This window comes from Sphingomonas sp. NIBR02145 (assembly GCF_027359115.1).
In the GTDB taxonomy this organism is placed as follows: Bacteria; Pseudomonadota; Alphaproteobacteria; order Sphingomonadales; family Sphingomonadaceae; genus Sphingomonas; species Sphingomonas kyeonggiensis_A.
The window spans coordinates 3952141-3966362 of the sequence record NZ_CP114791.1; the positions used below are offsets into that span (position 1 = coordinate 3952141).

Annotated in this window: 16 protein-coding genes; 7 read left to right on the forward strand and 9 right to left on the reverse strand. The window is 67.1% G+C overall.

The annotated features are described in order from the left end of the window. Positions 1-7 precede the first annotated feature (7 nt). The 4 genes from O3305_RS17945 (at position 8) to O3305_RS17960 (ending at position 3863) form a co-directional block, all read left to right on the forward strand. Entirely contained in the window at positions 8-1378 is a 1371-nt protein-coding gene (locus O3305_RS17945) for a methyl-accepting chemotaxis protein (protein ID WP_269573745.1), read from the forward strand. A 115-nt stretch (positions 1379-1493) separates the two neighbouring features. Then, entirely contained in the window at positions 1494-2195 is a 702-nt protein-coding gene (locus tag O3305_RS17950) for an SDR family NAD(P)-dependent oxidoreductase (RefSeq protein ID WP_269573746.1), read from the forward strand. Then, positions 2185-2889 (forward strand): hypothetical protein, encoded by a 705-nt coding sequence (locus O3305_RS17955; RefSeq protein WP_269573747.1) that lies wholly within the window; start codon positions 2185-2187, stop codon positions 2887-2889. The genes O3305_RS17950 and O3305_RS17955 overlap by 11 nt, the downstream gene beginning before the upstream one ends. Beyond that, on the forward strand, positions 2889-3863 hold the full coding sequence (locus O3305_RS17960; RefSeq protein ID WP_269573748.1) for a 50S ribosomal protein L11 methyltransferase: 975 nt from the start codon (positions 2889-2891) through the stop codon (positions 3861-3863). The genes O3305_RS17955 and O3305_RS17960 overlap by 1 nt, the downstream gene beginning before the upstream one ends. 53 nt (positions 3864-3916) lie before the next feature. Here the strand turns inward: O3305_RS17960 and O3305_RS17965 are convergent, their stop codons facing one another. Both O3305_RS17965 and phhA read right to left on the reverse strand, forming a co-directional pair. Further along, positions 3917-4453, reverse strand: coding sequence for a DUF6882 domain-containing protein (locus O3305_RS17965; RefSeq protein ID WP_269573749.1), 537 nt, complete (start codon positions 4451-4453; stop codon positions 3917-3919). Continuing rightward, positions 4453-5322 (reverse strand): phenylalanine 4-monooxygenase, encoded by an 870-nt coding sequence (gene phhA / locus O3305_RS17970; protein ID WP_269573750.1) that lies wholly within the window; start codon positions 5320-5322, stop codon positions 4453-4455. Before phhA ends, O3305_RS17965 begins: the two co-directional genes overlap by 1 nt. Before the next feature lie 50 nt (positions 5323-5372). On the opposite strand from phhA, the gene O3305_RS17975 reads away from it, so the two are divergent. Next, a complete protein-coding gene (locus O3305_RS17975) occupies positions 5373-6002 on the forward strand; it encodes a TIGR02117 family protein (protein ID WP_269573751.1) in 630 nt (209 codons plus the stop codon). Next, positions 5999-6709: an esterase/lipase family protein gene (locus O3305_RS17980; protein ID WP_269576556.1), complete on the forward strand. Its 711-nt coding sequence runs from the start codon at positions 5999-6001 to the stop codon at positions 6707-6709. Before O3305_RS17975 ends, O3305_RS17980 begins: the two co-directional genes overlap by 4 nt. Here the strand turns inward: O3305_RS17980 and O3305_RS17985 are convergent. From O3305_RS17985 to O3305_RS18005, 5 genes are read right to left on the reverse strand one after another with little or no spacing between them, the layout of a single operon-like run. Continuing rightward, the gene (locus tag O3305_RS17985) at positions 6706-7134 is read right to left on the reverse strand and encodes a DUF5990 family protein (protein WP_269573752.1); all 429 of its coding nucleotides are present in this window, start codon (positions 7132-7134) and stop codon (positions 6706-6708) included. The genes O3305_RS17980 and O3305_RS17985 overlap by 4 nt on opposite strands. A gap of 11 nt (positions 7135-7145) precedes the next feature. Continuing rightward, on the reverse strand, positions 7146-7445 hold the full coding sequence (locus O3305_RS17990; RefSeq protein WP_269573753.1) for a putative quinol monooxygenase: 300 nt from the start codon (positions 7443-7445) through the stop codon (positions 7146-7148). 3 nt (positions 7446-7448) lie between these two features. Then, positions 7449-8078: a hypothetical protein gene (locus O3305_RS17995; RefSeq protein ID WP_269573754.1), complete on the reverse strand. Its 630-nt coding sequence runs from the start codon at positions 8076-8078 to the stop codon at positions 7449-7451. A gap of 8 nt (positions 8079-8086) precedes the next feature. Further along, entirely contained in the window at positions 8087-8443 is a 357-nt protein-coding gene (locus O3305_RS18000) for a GntR family transcriptional regulator (protein ID WP_116840148.1), read from the reverse strand. Between the two features lie 18 nt (positions 8444-8461). Beyond that, positions 8462-9061, reverse strand: coding sequence for a nitroreductase family protein (locus tag O3305_RS18005; protein ID WP_269573755.1), 600 nt, complete (start codon positions 9059-9061; stop codon positions 8462-8464). A 200-nt stretch (positions 9062-9261) separates the two neighbouring features. Between O3305_RS18005 and O3305_RS18010 the strand changes: the two genes are divergently transcribed. Further along, a complete protein-coding gene (locus O3305_RS18010) occupies positions 9262-11055 on the forward strand; it encodes a peptide MFS transporter (RefSeq protein ID WP_269573756.1) in 1794 nt (597 codons plus the stop codon). A 306-nt stretch (positions 11056-11361) separates the two neighbouring features. On the opposite strand, the gene O3305_RS18015 is transcribed toward O3305_RS18010, so the two are convergent. Together O3305_RS18015 and O3305_RS18020 are read right to left on the reverse strand one after the other, a co-directional pair. Then, positions 11362-12033 carry a spermidine synthase gene (locus O3305_RS18015; protein ID WP_269573757.1) on the reverse strand — a complete coding sequence of 224 codons (672 nt, stop codon included), beginning with the start codon at positions 12031-12033 and terminating at the stop codon, positions 11362-11364. 100 nt (positions 12034-12133) lie between these two features. Then, positions 12134-14170, reverse strand: coding sequence for a M13 family metallopeptidase (locus O3305_RS18020; protein WP_269573758.1), 2037 nt, complete (start codon positions 14168-14170; stop codon positions 12134-12136). Positions 14171-14222: the final 52 nt, after the last annotated feature.

Genomic DNA, 14222 nt, shown 5'->3' on the forward strand with positions numbered 1-14222 from the left:
GGAGGACATGATGGTAGTTGCACGCGAACCCGGCCGCTGGAGCGGCGGCATGCGGACGGTGGAGGACCATCGCCGCGAATATGACTGGGATGGTGCGATCGAAGCGGGCTGCCGCGAGATCGTCACGCTGATCGGCCATCGCCAGCGCGAGATCGCCGAGGGCTTCTGGGTCCATTTCAAGGCGATGCCGGCGAGCCAGGCAATGCGCGACGTGTTCGACGATCCCGCGCTCTACGAAGCGCAGGTCGCCAACGGCACGCGCTACGGCACGGTGAAGTTCGAGAAGCCGTTCAGCGAGGAATGGGTCGAGATGGTGTGCGCCTATGCCACCCAGACCTATGCCGCGGGCATTCCGCTGCCGGCGGTGGTGGCTGCCTTCTCCTATGCCCATAGCGCGACGATGCGCGCGCTGCGCGAGGCGCTGCCTGGCGATGCCGAGAAGCTGGGGCGTCTCTGCGACGTCGTCCAGCGCATGGCGATGGCCGAGGCCGACCTGATGGCCGGCCATCTCGGTGCGCGCGACGCGGCCTATGCCGATCAGGCGCGCCGCGACCGTTCGCAGAAGTTCAAGGCGAGCATCGCCGAGTCGATCGAAGGGGCCACCGGCCTCGCCAATCGCATCCGGGTGCAGGCGCAGGGCGCCTCGGGCTCGGCGCGCGGGATGCTGGGCAAGGCGTCGGAAGTCGCCGCTGCGGCCGAGCAGTCGGCGGTGGCGATGCGCGAGGCGGCACAGACCGCCGCGGGCCTGATCCGCGCGATCGAGGACGCGCGCATGGAAGTCGAGGCGGCGGCGGGTATCGCCACGCGGGCTTCGAGCCAGGCGACCGATGCGGTGGGCATGAGCGAAGCGCTCAGCGACCACGCCAAGTCGATCGAATCGATCCTTGGCCTGATCCGCGACATTGCCGGCCAGACCAACCTGCTCGCGCTCAACGCGACGATCGAGGCGGCCCGTGCCGGTGATGCCGGCCGCGGCTTCGCGGTGGTCGCGCAGGAAGTGAAGAGCCTGGCCAACCAGACCGCCCGCGCCACCGACGACATCGCCGCCAAGATCGCGGCGATCCAGTCGGCGACCAAGAGCACGGTCGAGACCAATGCCTCGATCCGCTCGACGGTCAGCGAAGTCCAGGCAAGTGCCAACCGCATCCGCGGCGCGATGGAAATCCAGGCGCAGACCGTTACTGCGATCACCGCGGCAGTGGACGAGACCGCGCTTGCCGCCGACTCGATGTCCGCCACGATCGGCGCGATCCGCGAGGACACCAAGTCGGTTACCCACGAGATCGACACGCTCCAGAAGGACGTCGCCGAAGTCGACGACCGCCTCCACAAGCTGCGCACCGCCGCGGAGAGCTTCTCCAGCAGCGTAGCGGCCTAGAACTTCGTCATTCCCGTGAAGGCAGGGATCCAGGGGCAAGCAGGACAGCACTTGCTACTCTGGACCTCCGCCTCCGCGGGGATGACGGGGACCGGGCGAAGCGCTACGCAGGCGCATGGCCACCCATATCCTCCTCACCGGCGCGAGCCGCGGCATCGGTGCCGCGATCGCCGAGAGCTTCAAGAACGATAATGTCCGCCTGATCGGCCAGGGCACGCGAAGCGGCATGCCCGCCGACTTCGCCGATCCCGCCGCACCCCAGGCACTTTGGGCGAAGGCGCTTGATGCGCTGGACGGCCGGATCGACGTGGTCATCAACAATGCCGGCGTGTTCGAGAGCAACCCGCTCGACATCGATCACGACGACTGGGTGGCGAACTGGGAGCGGACGATGCGGGTGAACCTCACCGCCTCCGCCGAGCTTTGCCGTCTCGCCATCTGCCACTGGCAGGCGGGAGGACGCCCCGGCCGCATCGTCAACATGGCGAGCCGGGCGGCCTATCGCGGCGACAGCCCGGCGCACTGGCACTATGCCGCCTCCAAGGCGGGCATGGTCGGCATGACCAAGAGCATCGCGCGCGGCTATGCGCGCCAGGGCATCCTCGCCTTCGCGATCTGCCCGGGCTTCACGATGACCGGCATGGCCGACGAGTATCTCGCCAGCCGCGGCGGCGAGAAGCTGCTCGCCGACATCCCGCTCGGCCGGGTCGCGGATACCGATGAAGTGGCGGTGCTCGCCCGCTTCTGCGCGCTTTCCGCGCCGCCTTCGATGACCGGGGCGGTGCTCGACATCAACGGAGCCAGCTATGTCCGATAGCCCGCCGGTCGAAGCCCCCAAGCCGTGGCGTCCGTCGTTCGGCGGCCAGATGGGGGCGCTGGTGATCGGTGCGCTGGCGATGATCGGCGCGATCGTCGGGCTGCTGGCGATCGTGATGGCCGTGGCGATGTTCTACGATGGCCCCCGCCACCGGGAAGCGCCGGCGCAGGTGGAGGCCAAGGCCGCCAACGAAGTGTTCGCGGTCTCGGAAGTCACGCCGCTGCGCGGCATCAATCTCACCGAGATCGTGATCGCGACCGAGCGTTCGATCGGACGGGGTGGCGGGAGCTATTCGGCTGGCGAACCCGCGGACGATCGCAACGTTATCCTGCTCGACAAGGCCAGCGGCGCGAGCCGGAAGATTCTGCCCGACAACAGCCGGCGGATCCTCGAGCGCCAATATCTTGCCGGGGCCTCCGGCGGCGACGCGGCGCAGAAGAAGCCCGAGCCGCCCTTCGCTTACTATCTGTTCCGCGTCCGCGCGCAGGCCGGCAAGGAGGATGTGCTGGTCGGCGATCTCGCCACCGGGCGCCAGGCCTTCCTGCTCACCGGCCTGGATGGGGTGGACAAGATCTGGATGCAGAGCCCGACGCGCGTCGCATTGCTGATGCGCCAGGGCCGCAAGTTGCAATATCGCGCGATCGAGATTCCCGCCCTCAAGGTGGTCGTCGCGCGCCCTGTGGAGATTGATTGATGTCGAGCTGGAAGCTCATCCTGCCCTGCACCCGCGCCGAGGCCGAGGCGATCGACGCCGATGACGAGGCGGTGTTCCAGATCGAGCCGTCGCCGGTGCTGCTCACCAGCGAAGTGATCGCGGACGATCCGCTTGCGTGGCAGCTCGAGGCTTATTTCGACTCCAAGCCGAACAGCGCCGCGCTTGCCGCGGTGCAGTCGCTGGCGCCCAGCTCCAGAGGCGTGAAGGCTGTCGCCGAGAAGATCCGTGACGCCGATTGGGTAACGCTCAGCCAGGCAGGGATCGAGCCGGTCCAGGCCGGCCGCTTCTATGTCCACACCGCCACCAACAAGGGCAAGGTGCCGGCCGGGGCCAAGGCGTTTCGCATCGATGCCGGCCTCGCCTTCGGCACGGGTACCCACGAGACCACCTCGGGCTGCCTGATCGCGCTCGACCGGCTCAAGGCCGAGGGCAAGCGCTTCGAGAACATCCTCGACGTCGGCACCGGCACCGGGCTGCTCGCCTTCGCCGCATTGCATCTCTGGCCGCGCGCCTATGCCACCGCCTCGGACATCGATCCGCGCGCAGTCGAGGTCACGGCCGAGAACGCCGATATCAACCGCGTGCCGCTCGGCGGCGGGCAGGGCGCACTGGCGCTCGCAGCCGCCGCCGGCGTCGAGCATCCGCTGCTGCTCGGCCGGGCACCCTATGATCTCGTCATCGCCAATATCCTCGCTGGCCCGCTGGTCGAGCTGGCGCCGAGCCTGGGTGCGGTGCTGGCCGAGGGCGGCACGCTGATCCTGGCGGGGCTGCTGGGGACCCAGGCCGAGACCGTGGCCCAGGCCTATCGCCGCCAGGGGCTTCGCTTGGTCAACCGCACCGATCGCGGCGACTGGCCGACGCTGACGCTCACCAAGCGTGTGCGCTACGGCACCGAGCGCGTGACCCGCCTCAGCCGCGGCAAGGGCGAGGCGCCGGGCTTCGGCAGCTGGTAGTACGCTAGCCTACCTGCATTCCTTCTGGTTCCCCGGCGTTCGCCGGGGAGCAGTTAGTTGGAGTCTGTCCCGTCCGGCTTGCGGATCGAGACGGTGCCATAGGTCATGAACACGTGCGTGCTGCCCGCCGGCCCGCGATAGCCGCCCTGCGCGCCGGCCAGGTGGCAGGCCAGCGCGGTGAAGGTCCAGGCATCGGTCTCGTCGGTCTGAATCTTGCGCGTGGTCAGCGCCGCCAGCCCATATTGCTCGCCGAATTCCAGCACGCGCCGCGCGTCATGCGAGGCCGACTCGGGTACCGACGGGTGATCCCAGCCCCATAGCCAGCTGCCGTCGAGCGTGTTGAACGTGCCGATCACCTGCACCGGCGCGGTGATCTCCCAGCCCTTGTCGTTGGTGAAGCTGATCGTGCCGGCATCGAGATCGGCTTCCCAGGTGCCGCCCTCGCCCAGGCCCCAAGTCGCCATCGCGAACTCGGTCTTGAGCTTCAGCTCCTCCTCGGCCCGGGCAAGGGTCAGGTCCGGCTCGGGCAGCGCCTCCGCTTCCGGCGCCGGCTTGCCGCCGCCGAACAGCTTCCTGAGGAAACCGACCATCAGGCAGCCTTGCCCTTCGCATATTCCTGCGTGCCGCGGGTGATGACATCGTCCCCCGGCAGGATCTCCGCGATCGGAATGTCCGGCTTGCCGATGATCTCGTCATAGAGCGGCGCGAAATCGGTCTCGACCGTCTGGCGCAACAGCTCGCCGAAGCTGGGGATAACGAAATAATTCTGCTGGAAGTCGTCGATCCGATAGTCGGTCTGCATCACCCGCTTCATGTCGAAGCCGATGCGGTTGGGGCTGGCGCTCTCCAGCGAGAAGACGCTTTCGGCCGAGGATGAGACGATGCCGGCGCCGTAGATGCGCAGATCGTCATCCTCGCGGATCAGCCCGAACTCCACCGTGTACCAGTAGAGCCGGCCGAGCTGCTTCAACGCGCCCAGCTCGAGCGCGCGGTTGCCGCCGCGGCCATAGGCTTCGAGATAATCGGCGAACACCGGATCGGCGAGCATCGGCACATGGCCGAACACGTCGTGGAAGACGTCCGGCTCCTGGATATAGTCGAGCTGGTCGGGCCGGCGGATGAAGTTGCCGGCGACGAAGCGGCGATTGGCCATATGATCGAAAAACACATTGTCGGGTACCAGGCCCGGCACCGCCACCACCTGCCAGCCGGTCAGCTTCATCAGCCGCTCGGACAGCTCTTCGAAATTCGGGATGCCCGATTCGGACAGGCGCAGCGCGTCCAGGCCGTTGAGATAGGCCTGGCTCGCGCGGCCGGGCAGCAGCTTCGCCTGGCGCTCATAGAGCTTGTCCCAGGTAGCGTGTTCCTCGGCCGTATAGGCCTGCCAGTTCTGCGGGATCGTCCAGTCTGCCGACGCGCCTTCGGGCGGACGGTCGAGTACATGCGTGTCTTGCGCCATGGATCTGACATAGCATGGTGCGGGGCGGACGTGAAATGGGGAGGGCGGTGTTGCGGATATTGCTGCGGCTGGCGGGAGCGCTGGTGCTGGTGGTCGTGCTCTATCTCTCGGCCGCCGGACTTGGTGCCGGACTGGCAGTGAATGGCGGGCGCGAGCCGGTGGCCGCGGGCGTGCGAATCTATGTCGCCGACAATGGCGCGCATACCGATCTGATCCTGCCCGCCGCCGCCTTCCGCGATGTCGCCAGGCCCGAGCATCTCGCCGATCCGCGCTACGGCGCCGAGCCGTACATGGCGTTCGGCTGGGGCAATCGCGATTTCTATCTGCACACCGCCCGGTGGAGCGACCTCAACCTGTGGCGCACCGCCAAGGCGCTGGCTGGGGTCGGATCGACCGTGCTCCATGTCGCGCATATCCCCGAGCCGCGCGTCGGCGGGCCGGTCCGCGCGCTGGTGCTGAGCAAGGAGGAATATCGCCGGCTGGTGGAATATGTCCGCGGCACCTTCGCGGCCGGGCCGGTGGTGCGCGGTTATGGCGGGCGCGACGCCTTCTACAGCGCAAAGGGCGGCTATAGCGCTATCAACACCTGCAACGAGTGGACCGGGCGGGGCCTGCGCAAGGCAGGAGTGCGCATGGGGGTCTGGACGCCGCTGCCCTGGGGGGTGATGCTGTGGCTATGATACCGAGGACCGCCGCCGATCCGCCGCCCAGGCTCACGCTTGCGATCGAGCCGGCGCGCGCCGCGCTCAACATCGCCGAGCTCGTGGGTTTCCGCCTCGCCGGACTTCCTCGGGGCGATGGCCGCCCGGTGCTGGTCTCGCCCGGTCTCTGCAACACCGATCGCTCGAACTTCGTGCTGCGCGCCATGCTGCGCCGGCTCGGCTACCGCCCCTATCCCTGGAAGCTCGGCCGCAATTTCGGCGTGCGCACCGTCGGCCCCGAATGCGAGCGGCTGATCGCGCGGGTCGAGGAGATCCAGCGCGAGACCGGCGAAAAGGTCACCTTGGTCGGCGTGTCGCTGGGCGGGGTGATGAGCCGCATCGTCGCGCATCGGCATCCCGAGCTGGTGCGCGCGGTGCTGACGATCAGTTCGCCTTTTGCCGGCCTGCCCAGCGCCACCAATGTCTGGCGCCCCTTCCAGCTGTTCACCGGCGAGAAGATCACCGATCCCGTCGTCGTCGGGCGGCTCAGGGAAGCTGCGCGGCCGCTGCCCATGCCCTCCGCCGCGATCTGGAGCCGCAGCGACGGGTTCGTGAACGGGCTGATCTGCCGCGAAGGCGAGGGTGCTGCCTGCCGCGCGATCGAGGTGCGCAGCAGCCATCTCTTCGTCCAGATGAAGCCGAAGGTGTTGCGCGCCGTGGCGGAGATGCTAGGAAGCTGGGCCTAGGCCGGAACGACGCGCCGCCCGCTCGCGCGCACGGTGGCGCAGGCCGGGGTGCCGTCCTTGCCGGTGCCGTTGACGGTGATCTCGAGGACGCCGCCGTGCGCCGCCTGCTCCAGCAGCGCCCGTTCGATATCATGGATGTCGATCTTCATCCGGCGCGACCAGGGCGAGCCATGGTCGCCAGCCGCCTGGCCGATGCGGATATAGACGAAGCGCCGTTCCGGTCCTTCACGACGCACCTGGTCGCCGAAGAATTTGGGCCCGGGCTCGAAGCGCACGGGGAAGTCGAAATGCAGCGCTTCGCCCGCCAACGACGTCTTCGGATCGAGCGGCATGTCGTCCTTCGCCTGCAGGCTGTGCCGCACGCCGGCGACCGGCTGCTCGATGACGATCCGGAAGCGGATGGGGATCTGGTCGGCCTTCGCCATGGAAGCGGAGCCTAGCAGGGCGCGCCGGCGTCCGTCTCGAACAAAGTCAGGTCGCGTTCGCCGATGCCGAGTTCCGGCCAGGCGGCGCGCCAAGCCTGGATATGCGGGCTCGCCCAATGCGCCTCCAGCGTGGTGCGGTCCGCCCATTGCTCGGTCACATGGATCAGCCCGGGATCGAGCACATCCTCGCCATAGCTGTAATGGATGCACCCCGCTTCGGCGCGGCTGCCCTCCACCATCGCCGCCATTACCGGGCGGGCGGCATCGAGATTGGCCGGGGGCAGGCGGAAGGTGCCGGTGATGATCAGCATGGGTTACTCCACTCGGGTGTTGTGCCAGCTCAGCGCAAGCAGCAGGAGCGCGATCGCGTGGCTGGCGAAGATCGCCACCGGCACGCCGCTCCATGCCGGTTCGGCGGGCAGCATTGCGCCGATCAGCATGCGCTTGAAGAAAAGGTCCCACAGCAACGGCAGTACCAGCAGGGCGACGAAGCCCAGGATGCGGTGGCGCTGTGGCAGATGGCGCCAGGCATGGATCAGCGGAGGCGCGGCCAGCACGAGCGTGAACGCCAGCATCGCCAGATAGCCCAGCATCTCGCCGAACAGCGCCCGGCCGATGATCCGCTCGTCGCCGCCGCCGGTCGCCACGGTGACGACCCGCGCAAGCGGCAGATTGGCGAAGATCAGGAGCAGGCCGATCGGCCCACGCAGCGCGACGCCGGCATAGATCAGCGCCCAGCTCAGCGCCGGACCGGCCAGCGCGGCGATCCATGCGGCGGAGGCCGGGCAGTTGTCGGGCAGGACGAAGGTTGAAAGCGTCATGCCGCCCCAGGCGCCGCAGATGATGCGGCCGGTCGCATGGTGGATCAGCTCATGCGCGCCGAGGCACAGCCAGGAAAGCGCGGCGAGAAACAGCAGCGCCGCCGCGCCGGGCCAGCGCGTCATTGCCGGGTTCAGGCGGTTTCGCGGTCGAGCAGTTCGTGCACGTCGAGGCCGAGCAGGGCGATATGCTCCTTCACGCGCGGCCAGTAGCCGGTAAGGAAGCGCTCGCGCTCGGCGATACGCAGCTTCTCCACCGCGCCCGGCAGCACGAACATGCCGACGCCGCGACGGACCTCGACATAACCATCGTCCTGGAAGCTCTGATAGGCCTTGGCCACCGTCAGCGGATTGGCGCCATGTTCGGCGGCAAGCGCGCGCACCGACGGAAGCTGATCCCCTGCCCGGTATTGCCCACGCAGGATCGCCGCGGCGATGCTGGCGCGCAGCTTGAGGTAGACCGGGCTGTCCTCGTGCTCTAGCGCTGTCATGGTGCTATAATACACCAATTAGGCGGCAGGTCCATACCCGGGATTCCACCTATGTGCGATTTCGGACAATTCGGGGCGGGGGCGCTCCTCCAGCGGCCGCTCCGGGGTTCCGATGAAGACGAATCCGGCGATCTTCTGGCCTTCGCCGCCGAACAGATCGCGCACCGCGTCCGAATAGGCGGCCCAACCGGTAAGCCAGCCGCCGGCAAATCCCATGGCGTGCGCGGCATGGAGCAGGTTCATGCAGGCGGCGCCGGCAGAGAGCTCCTGCTCCCACACGGGGATCTTGTGCGGCAGCACCGGCGCGGAAAGCACCACCACCAGCGCCGGCGCCTGGGTGGCGAACTGGATCGCCGCTTCCTCGTCACGCTCGGTGCAGCCCTCCTTCTCGCTGCGCAGTATCGCCGCAAGCTTCTCGCCGAGCGCGGCGCGGGCCTCGTCCGGCACCACGACGAAACGCCAGGGGAAGAGCTTGCCATGGTCGGGGGTGCGCGCGGCGATCGCGATCATTTCGTCGAGCTGCTCGGGGCTGGGGCCGGGTGCGCCCAGGTCACGCGGCTTGCCGGAGCGGCGGGTGCGGAGCAGTGCGAGCGGGGAAGTGGTGTCGTTGAAGGTCATGCCGGGCATCTAGGGTGCGAGGGTCGCGTCGCCAAGCTGGCGACCGATCGGAAGCGATCCCCGGCTTTCGCCGGATGGCGGGTCGGGGCGCCATGCTGCGCAGAATCGCGCATGCTTTACAGCGGCTTCATTCCGTCTAGTTTGGCCGCCCATGCGCCGGGCTCCAGACCCGGAACCGATTTCAAAGGGCATTACACCGCATGGTAGACACTCCAACCGCCGATAGTCCGGCAGAGCCGGACATCACCCACGTCAATCCCGCAAGGGAAGCGACGTGGTTCGGGCATCCCCGCCAGCTGGCGCGCCTGTTCACCACCGAGATGTGGGAACGCTTCGGCTATTACGGCATGCGCGCGCTGCTCACGCTCTACCTGACGCAGCATTTCATGTTCGGCGACCGCGAGGCGACGGGCATCTATGGCGGGTTCACCGCGCTGGTCTACCTCACCCCGCTGGTCGGCGGCTATCTGGCGGACCAGTATCTCGGCTCGAAGCGCGCCGTGAAGTTCGGCGCGATCATCATGTCACTCGGCTATGCCATCCTCTGCTTCGGCGGCCCGACGGCGACGCCCTATGCGACGATCGACGGCCAGCGCTACGAAGTGTCGATCGAGAAGCAGGCGGACAAGGAAGTCCGCTATGTCGTCGATGGCAGCAAGAAGCTTGAGATCAAGGGCAATGACGACGGCAGCGTCGACCTGCTCAATGCCGGCGCCGTCGAGCGCAAGGTCGAGAAGGGCAAGTTCGAGTCGAACGCGGACCGCAGCCCGCTCTATGTGATGGTGCTGCTCATCGCGCTGTCGATGGTCTCGGTGGGCAACGGCTTCTTCAAGCCCAACATCTCCACCATGGTCGGCGAGCTCTACGAGCAGGGCGACCGGCGCCGCGACAGCGGCTTCACCATCTTCTACATGGGCATCAACACCGGCTCGCTCTTCTCTCAGATCCTCTGCCCCTGGCTGGCCGTCGCCTATGGCTGGAGCTGGGGCTTCGGCCTCGCCGCGATCGGCATGATGATCTCCTGGGCGCTGATCCAGTTCAACGGCGGCAAGCTCAACGGCTATGGCGAGCCTCCGGCCAGGCCCAAGGTCAATTCGCAGCAGTGGATCATCTATGCGGCGGCGCTGTGCGTCGTGCCGCTCTTCTACCTGCTCTACGTCAACCTGATGCATTCGGCCGCGCCGGCCGAGGGCTCGGGCTTCCTCGGCTATGTCGCCTCGCTGCCGTTGATGGGCAAGCTGCTGTTCGGCTCGTTCCTGCTCGGCGTGCCGGCGATCCTGATCTGGTCGTTCGTCGCCGGCAGCAGGACCGAGTTCCAGATGATGCTCGCCGCGATGGTGCTGATCGTCTTCAATGTCGTGTTCTGGACGCTGTTCGAGCAGGCGGGCTCGTCGCTCACCTTGTTCGCGGATCGCAACACCGATCTCTCGGTCTTCGGCCTGTTCACGATCACCGCCGGCCAGACCCAGTTCTTCAACGCCGCCTTCATCGTGCTGCTCGCGCCGTTCATGTCGATCATGTGGGGGGCGCTGGCCAAGCGCGGGCTCGAGCCGTCGATCCCGGTCAAGTTCGGCATCGCGCTGATCGGCGTGGCGGCTGGCTTCCTGCTGCTCGTCTGGGGCGCGGCCTATGCCGATGCCGGCTTCAAGGTGAGCATCTGGTGGCTGGCCGGCCTCTACTTCATCCACTCTGCGGCCGAGCTCTGCATCTCGCCGGTGGGCCTGTCGATGATCACCAAGCTATCGATCGCGCGCATCGTCGGCCTGATGATGGGCGTGTGGTTCCTGTCGATCTCGGTGGCGCAGTATGTCGCCGGCGTGATCGCGCAGTTCGCCAGCGTCGACACGGTCGGTGGTCAGGTGACCAATCTCAAGGTCAGCCTCGATGTCTATGTAAAGGTGTTCACGACGATCTCGATCGCCGCGATCATCCTCGGCGTGCTGCTCCTGCTGCTGAGCTGGCCGCTGAAATACTGGATGCACGGCGTGAAGTAAGCGCCGCGTCTTCTGGACAAACGAAAAGGGGGAGCCGTGAGGCTCCCCCTTTTTGCGTCTGCTGGTGGCGCCGGATCAGGCGGCGCGGCGCAGCTCGACCTGCTCGTTGGCGGCAACGCGCGGCGCCGGAGCAGCAACCGGCATCGTGATTTCGCGGCGCGCGGCGAGGAAGAGCGAGATAAGCGAGAACATCGGAAGACCCTTCTGCGTGCATTTGCTTGCTGCAATGCAACATAGACGGAAATGGTTGGGACATGCGCTTTCTGCAACTGCAATGAATCAGGGTGTGGATTGCAATTTGTGCAATCAGCTCTTCCGCCCGAACCAGATCACGTGCCGCGGACCCTTGCCGTTGCTGCGCGCCCGCACGCCGACTTCCTCCACCTGGAAGCCGGTTTCCTTCATTCGCCGGGCAAAGGCATTGTCGGGCGCGGCCGACCACACCGCCAGCACGCCGCCGGGCTTTAGCGCTTCCCATTGCTTCTGCAGCCCGCGCGGCGAATAGAGCCGGTCATTGGCATCGCGGGTCAGTCCGTCCGGGCCGTTGTCGACGTCGAGCAGGATCGCGTCATAGGTCGCGCGCGCCCGGCCGATCACCGCGGCGACATCGTCGAGCACCACTTCGACGCGGGGATCGTCGAGGCAGCCCGCGGCCAGCTCGGCCATCGGGCCCTTCGCCCATTCGATGATCTCTGGCACCAGCTCGGCGATGGTCAGTTTCGCGTCCGGCCCCAGCACCTGCTGGGCCGCGCGCAGGGTGAAGCCCATGCCATATCCGCCGATCAGCAGATGCGGCGCCTTCGTCTTCAGCCGCTCGCAGGTCATCGTTGCCAGCGCTTCCTCCGAACCGCTCATCCGGCTCGACATCAGCTCGTTGCGATCGAGCACGATCATGAAGTCGCCGCCGCGCCGGAACAGGCGCAGCGCCTCGCCCCCGCCGGGGACGATCGCGGTATCGATGAGTTCGCGTGGAGTCATGTGCCCCTTTGGCGCTTGCCGGGCCCGGCTGGCAATGCCGGAAACGAAAACGGCCCGGCATCGCTGCCGGGCCGCTTCGTGTCGGTAAGACCGGAAAGGCTTACCAGATATGCACGCGCTGCTCGGGCGCGAGATAGAGTGCGTCGCCCGGCTGGATGTTGAACGCCTTGTACCAGGCGTCGACATTGCGGACGATGCCGTTGACGCGGAACTTGGCCGGCGAGTGCGGATCGATCAGCGCGTACTGGCGGGCGGTGTCCTCGCGCAGCTTGGTCTGCCAGGCCTGGGCATAGGACAGGAAGAAGCGCTGGTCGCCGGTCAGCCCGCCGATCACCGGGGCCTTGCCATGCTCGGCCTGGTACTTCTGGAACGCGCCGTATGCCGCCTCGACGCCACCCAGGTCGCCGATATTCTCGCCGAGCGTCAGCTTGCCCTGGATCTTGGTGCCGGGAACAGCCTCATAGCCGTCATACTGGGCGACCAGCGCGGCGGTGCGCTCGCCGAACGCCTTCTTGGCGCTGTCGGTCCACCAGTTCTCGAACTTGCCGGTCGGGCCGAACTGGCTGCCCTGGTCGTCGAACCCATGGCCCATCTCATGGCCGATGATCGCGCCGATCGCGCCATAGTTCACTGCCGGATCGGCGTTGGGATCGAAGAAGGGCGGCTGCAGGATCGCGGCCGGGAAGGTGATCTGGTTGGACAGCGGGTTGTAATAGGCGTTCACCGTCTGCGGGGTCATGTCCCACAGGGTGCGGTCGACCGGCTTGCCGAAGCGCGACAGTTCGAGCTCGTGCTGGAACTCGCCCGAGCGCATTGCATTGCCGAGCAGATCGCCACGGACGACCTTGAACGACGAATAGTCGATATACTTGTCCGGGTGGCCGATGCGCGGCTCGAAGGCGGCGAGCTTGGCCAGTGCCTTCTGCTTGGTCGCGTCGTCCATCCAGGTCGAGGCGGTGATGCGGTCCTTGTATGCGCCGCGCAGGTTCTCGATCAGTTCGGCCATCTGCTTCTCGGCCGCCGGCGGGAAATACTTGGCGACATAGATTGCGCCGACCGCTTCGCCGAGCGCGCCATTGACCAGCTGGATGCCGCGCTTCCAGCGCTCGCGCTGCACCTTCACGCCCGACAGGGTCTGCGAATAGAAGCCGAAGCGGGTGTCGTCGAAGACCTTGGGCAGGAACTGCGCATGATCGCTGACGAAGCGATAGGCGACATAGTCCTTCCAGGTGGCGAGCGGCGTCGCGGTCATCAGCTTGCCGAGCGCGGTGACGGCGGTGTTCTGCGTCATCAGCACCGAAGGCGAGCTCTCGAGCCCGGCGGTCTTGAGCATCAGCGCCCAGTTGAAGTCCGGCGCCTTGGCCTTGAGCCCGGCCAGCGTCTGCGGATCGTTGAGCTTGGCGATGTCGCGGCTCTCGGCCGGCGACCACTGGACCTTGGCCATCGCGGTCTCGAGCGCGATGATCGCATCGGCCTTGGCGGCGGCATCCGGGATGCCGGCCAGCTCCTGGATCTTCTGGACATAGGCGCGATAGGCGGTGCGGAACGCGTCATACTTGGCGCCTTCCAGCAGGTAATAGTCGCGCGGCATGCCCAGGCTGCCCTGGCCGGTGACCGCGGTGTAATGGGTCGGGTCGGCGAGGTCGGGGATGATGCCGAGCTCGACGGGCGAGGCATAGCCGGTGGTGGCGAACAGCACCTGCAGCGCGTCGAGGTTGTTCACCCCGGCGATCCTGGCGAGATAGGGCTTGAGCGGCGCGGTGCCGGCCTTCTCGATCGCGGCCTCGTCCATCCAGCTGGCGTAGAAGTCGCCGACCTGCTTGCCGCTGGCGCCATAGGCCGACGGGTTCTTCGCCATGTCGTCGAGAATCGCGCGGACATTCGCTTCCGCCTCGATCGAGAGCTGGGTGCCGAAGCCGGCCGAGGCGCGGTCGGCGGCGATCTCGGTGCGGTCGTTCCAGCCCCCGTTCGCGAAGCTCCAGAAATCGTCGCCCGGCTTCACGCTCGGCTTCTGCGCGGACAGATCGACGCCGAAGCTGCCATAGCGCGGCGCCGGCTTGGCGGTCTGCGCGATCGCCGGCGAAACGGCGACCAGCGCCACGCCGGCGGCCAGACGCACCCAGTTGCTCATCTTCATTATGCGGATTCCCCCGTAAGACTGTATTAGGCGAGTGTAACGCCGGGTAGTA

Coding starts and splice junctions, on each gene's coding strand:
- O3305_RS17945 (WP_269573745.1), top strand. CDS start 8: ATGATGGTAGTTGCACGCGAACCCGGCCGCTGGAGCGGCGGCATGCGG.
- O3305_RS17950 (WP_269573746.1), top strand. CDS start 1,494: ATGGCCACCCATATCCTCCTCACCGGCGCGAGCCGCGGCATCGGTGCC.
- O3305_RS17955 (WP_269573747.1), top strand. CDS start 2,185: ATGTCCGATAGCCCGCCGGTCGAAGCCCCCAAGCCGTGGCGTCCGTCG.
- O3305_RS17960 (WP_269573748.1), top strand. CDS start 2,889: ATGTCGAGCTGGAAGCTCATCCTGCCCTGCACCCGCGCCGAGGCCGAG.
- O3305_RS17965 (WP_269573749.1), bottom strand. CDS start 4,453: ATGGTCGGTTTCCTCAGGAAGCTGTTCGGCGGCGGCAAGCCGGCGCCG.
- phhA (WP_269573750.1), bottom strand. CDS start 5,322: ATGGCGCAAGACACGCATGTACTCGACCGTCCGCCCGAAGGCGCGTCG.
- O3305_RS17980 (WP_269576556.1), top strand. CDS start 5,999: ATGATACCGAGGACCGCCGCCGATCCGCCGCCCAGGCTCACGCTTGCG.
- O3305_RS17985 (WP_269573752.1), bottom strand. CDS start 7,134: ATGGCGAAGGCCGACCAGATCCCCATCCGCTTCCGGATCGTCATCGAG.
- O3305_RS17990 (WP_269573753.1), bottom strand. CDS start 7,445: ATGCTGATCATCACCGGCACCTTCCGCCTGCCCCCGGCCAATCTCGAT.
- O3305_RS17995 (WP_269573754.1), bottom strand. CDS start 8,078: ATGACGCGCTGGCCCGGCGCGGCGGCGCTGCTGTTTCTCGCCGCGCTT.
- O3305_RS18000 (WP_116840148.1), bottom strand. CDS start 8,443: ATGACAGCGCTAGAGCACGAGGACAGCCCGGTCTACCTCAAGCTGCGC.
- O3305_RS18005 (WP_269573755.1), bottom strand. CDS start 9,061: ATGACCTTCAACGACACCACTTCCCCGCTCGCACTGCTCCGCACCCGC.
- O3305_RS18010 (WP_269573756.1), top strand. CDS start 9,262: ATGGTAGACACTCCAACCGCCGATAGTCCGGCAGAGCCGGACATCACC.
- O3305_RS18015 (WP_269573757.1), bottom strand. CDS start 12,033: ATGACTCCACGCGAACTCATCGATACCGCGATCGTCCCCGGCGGGGGC.
- O3305_RS18020 (WP_269573758.1), bottom strand. CDS start 14,170: ATGAAGATGAGCAACTGGGTGCGTCTGGCCGCCGGCGTGGCGCTGGTC.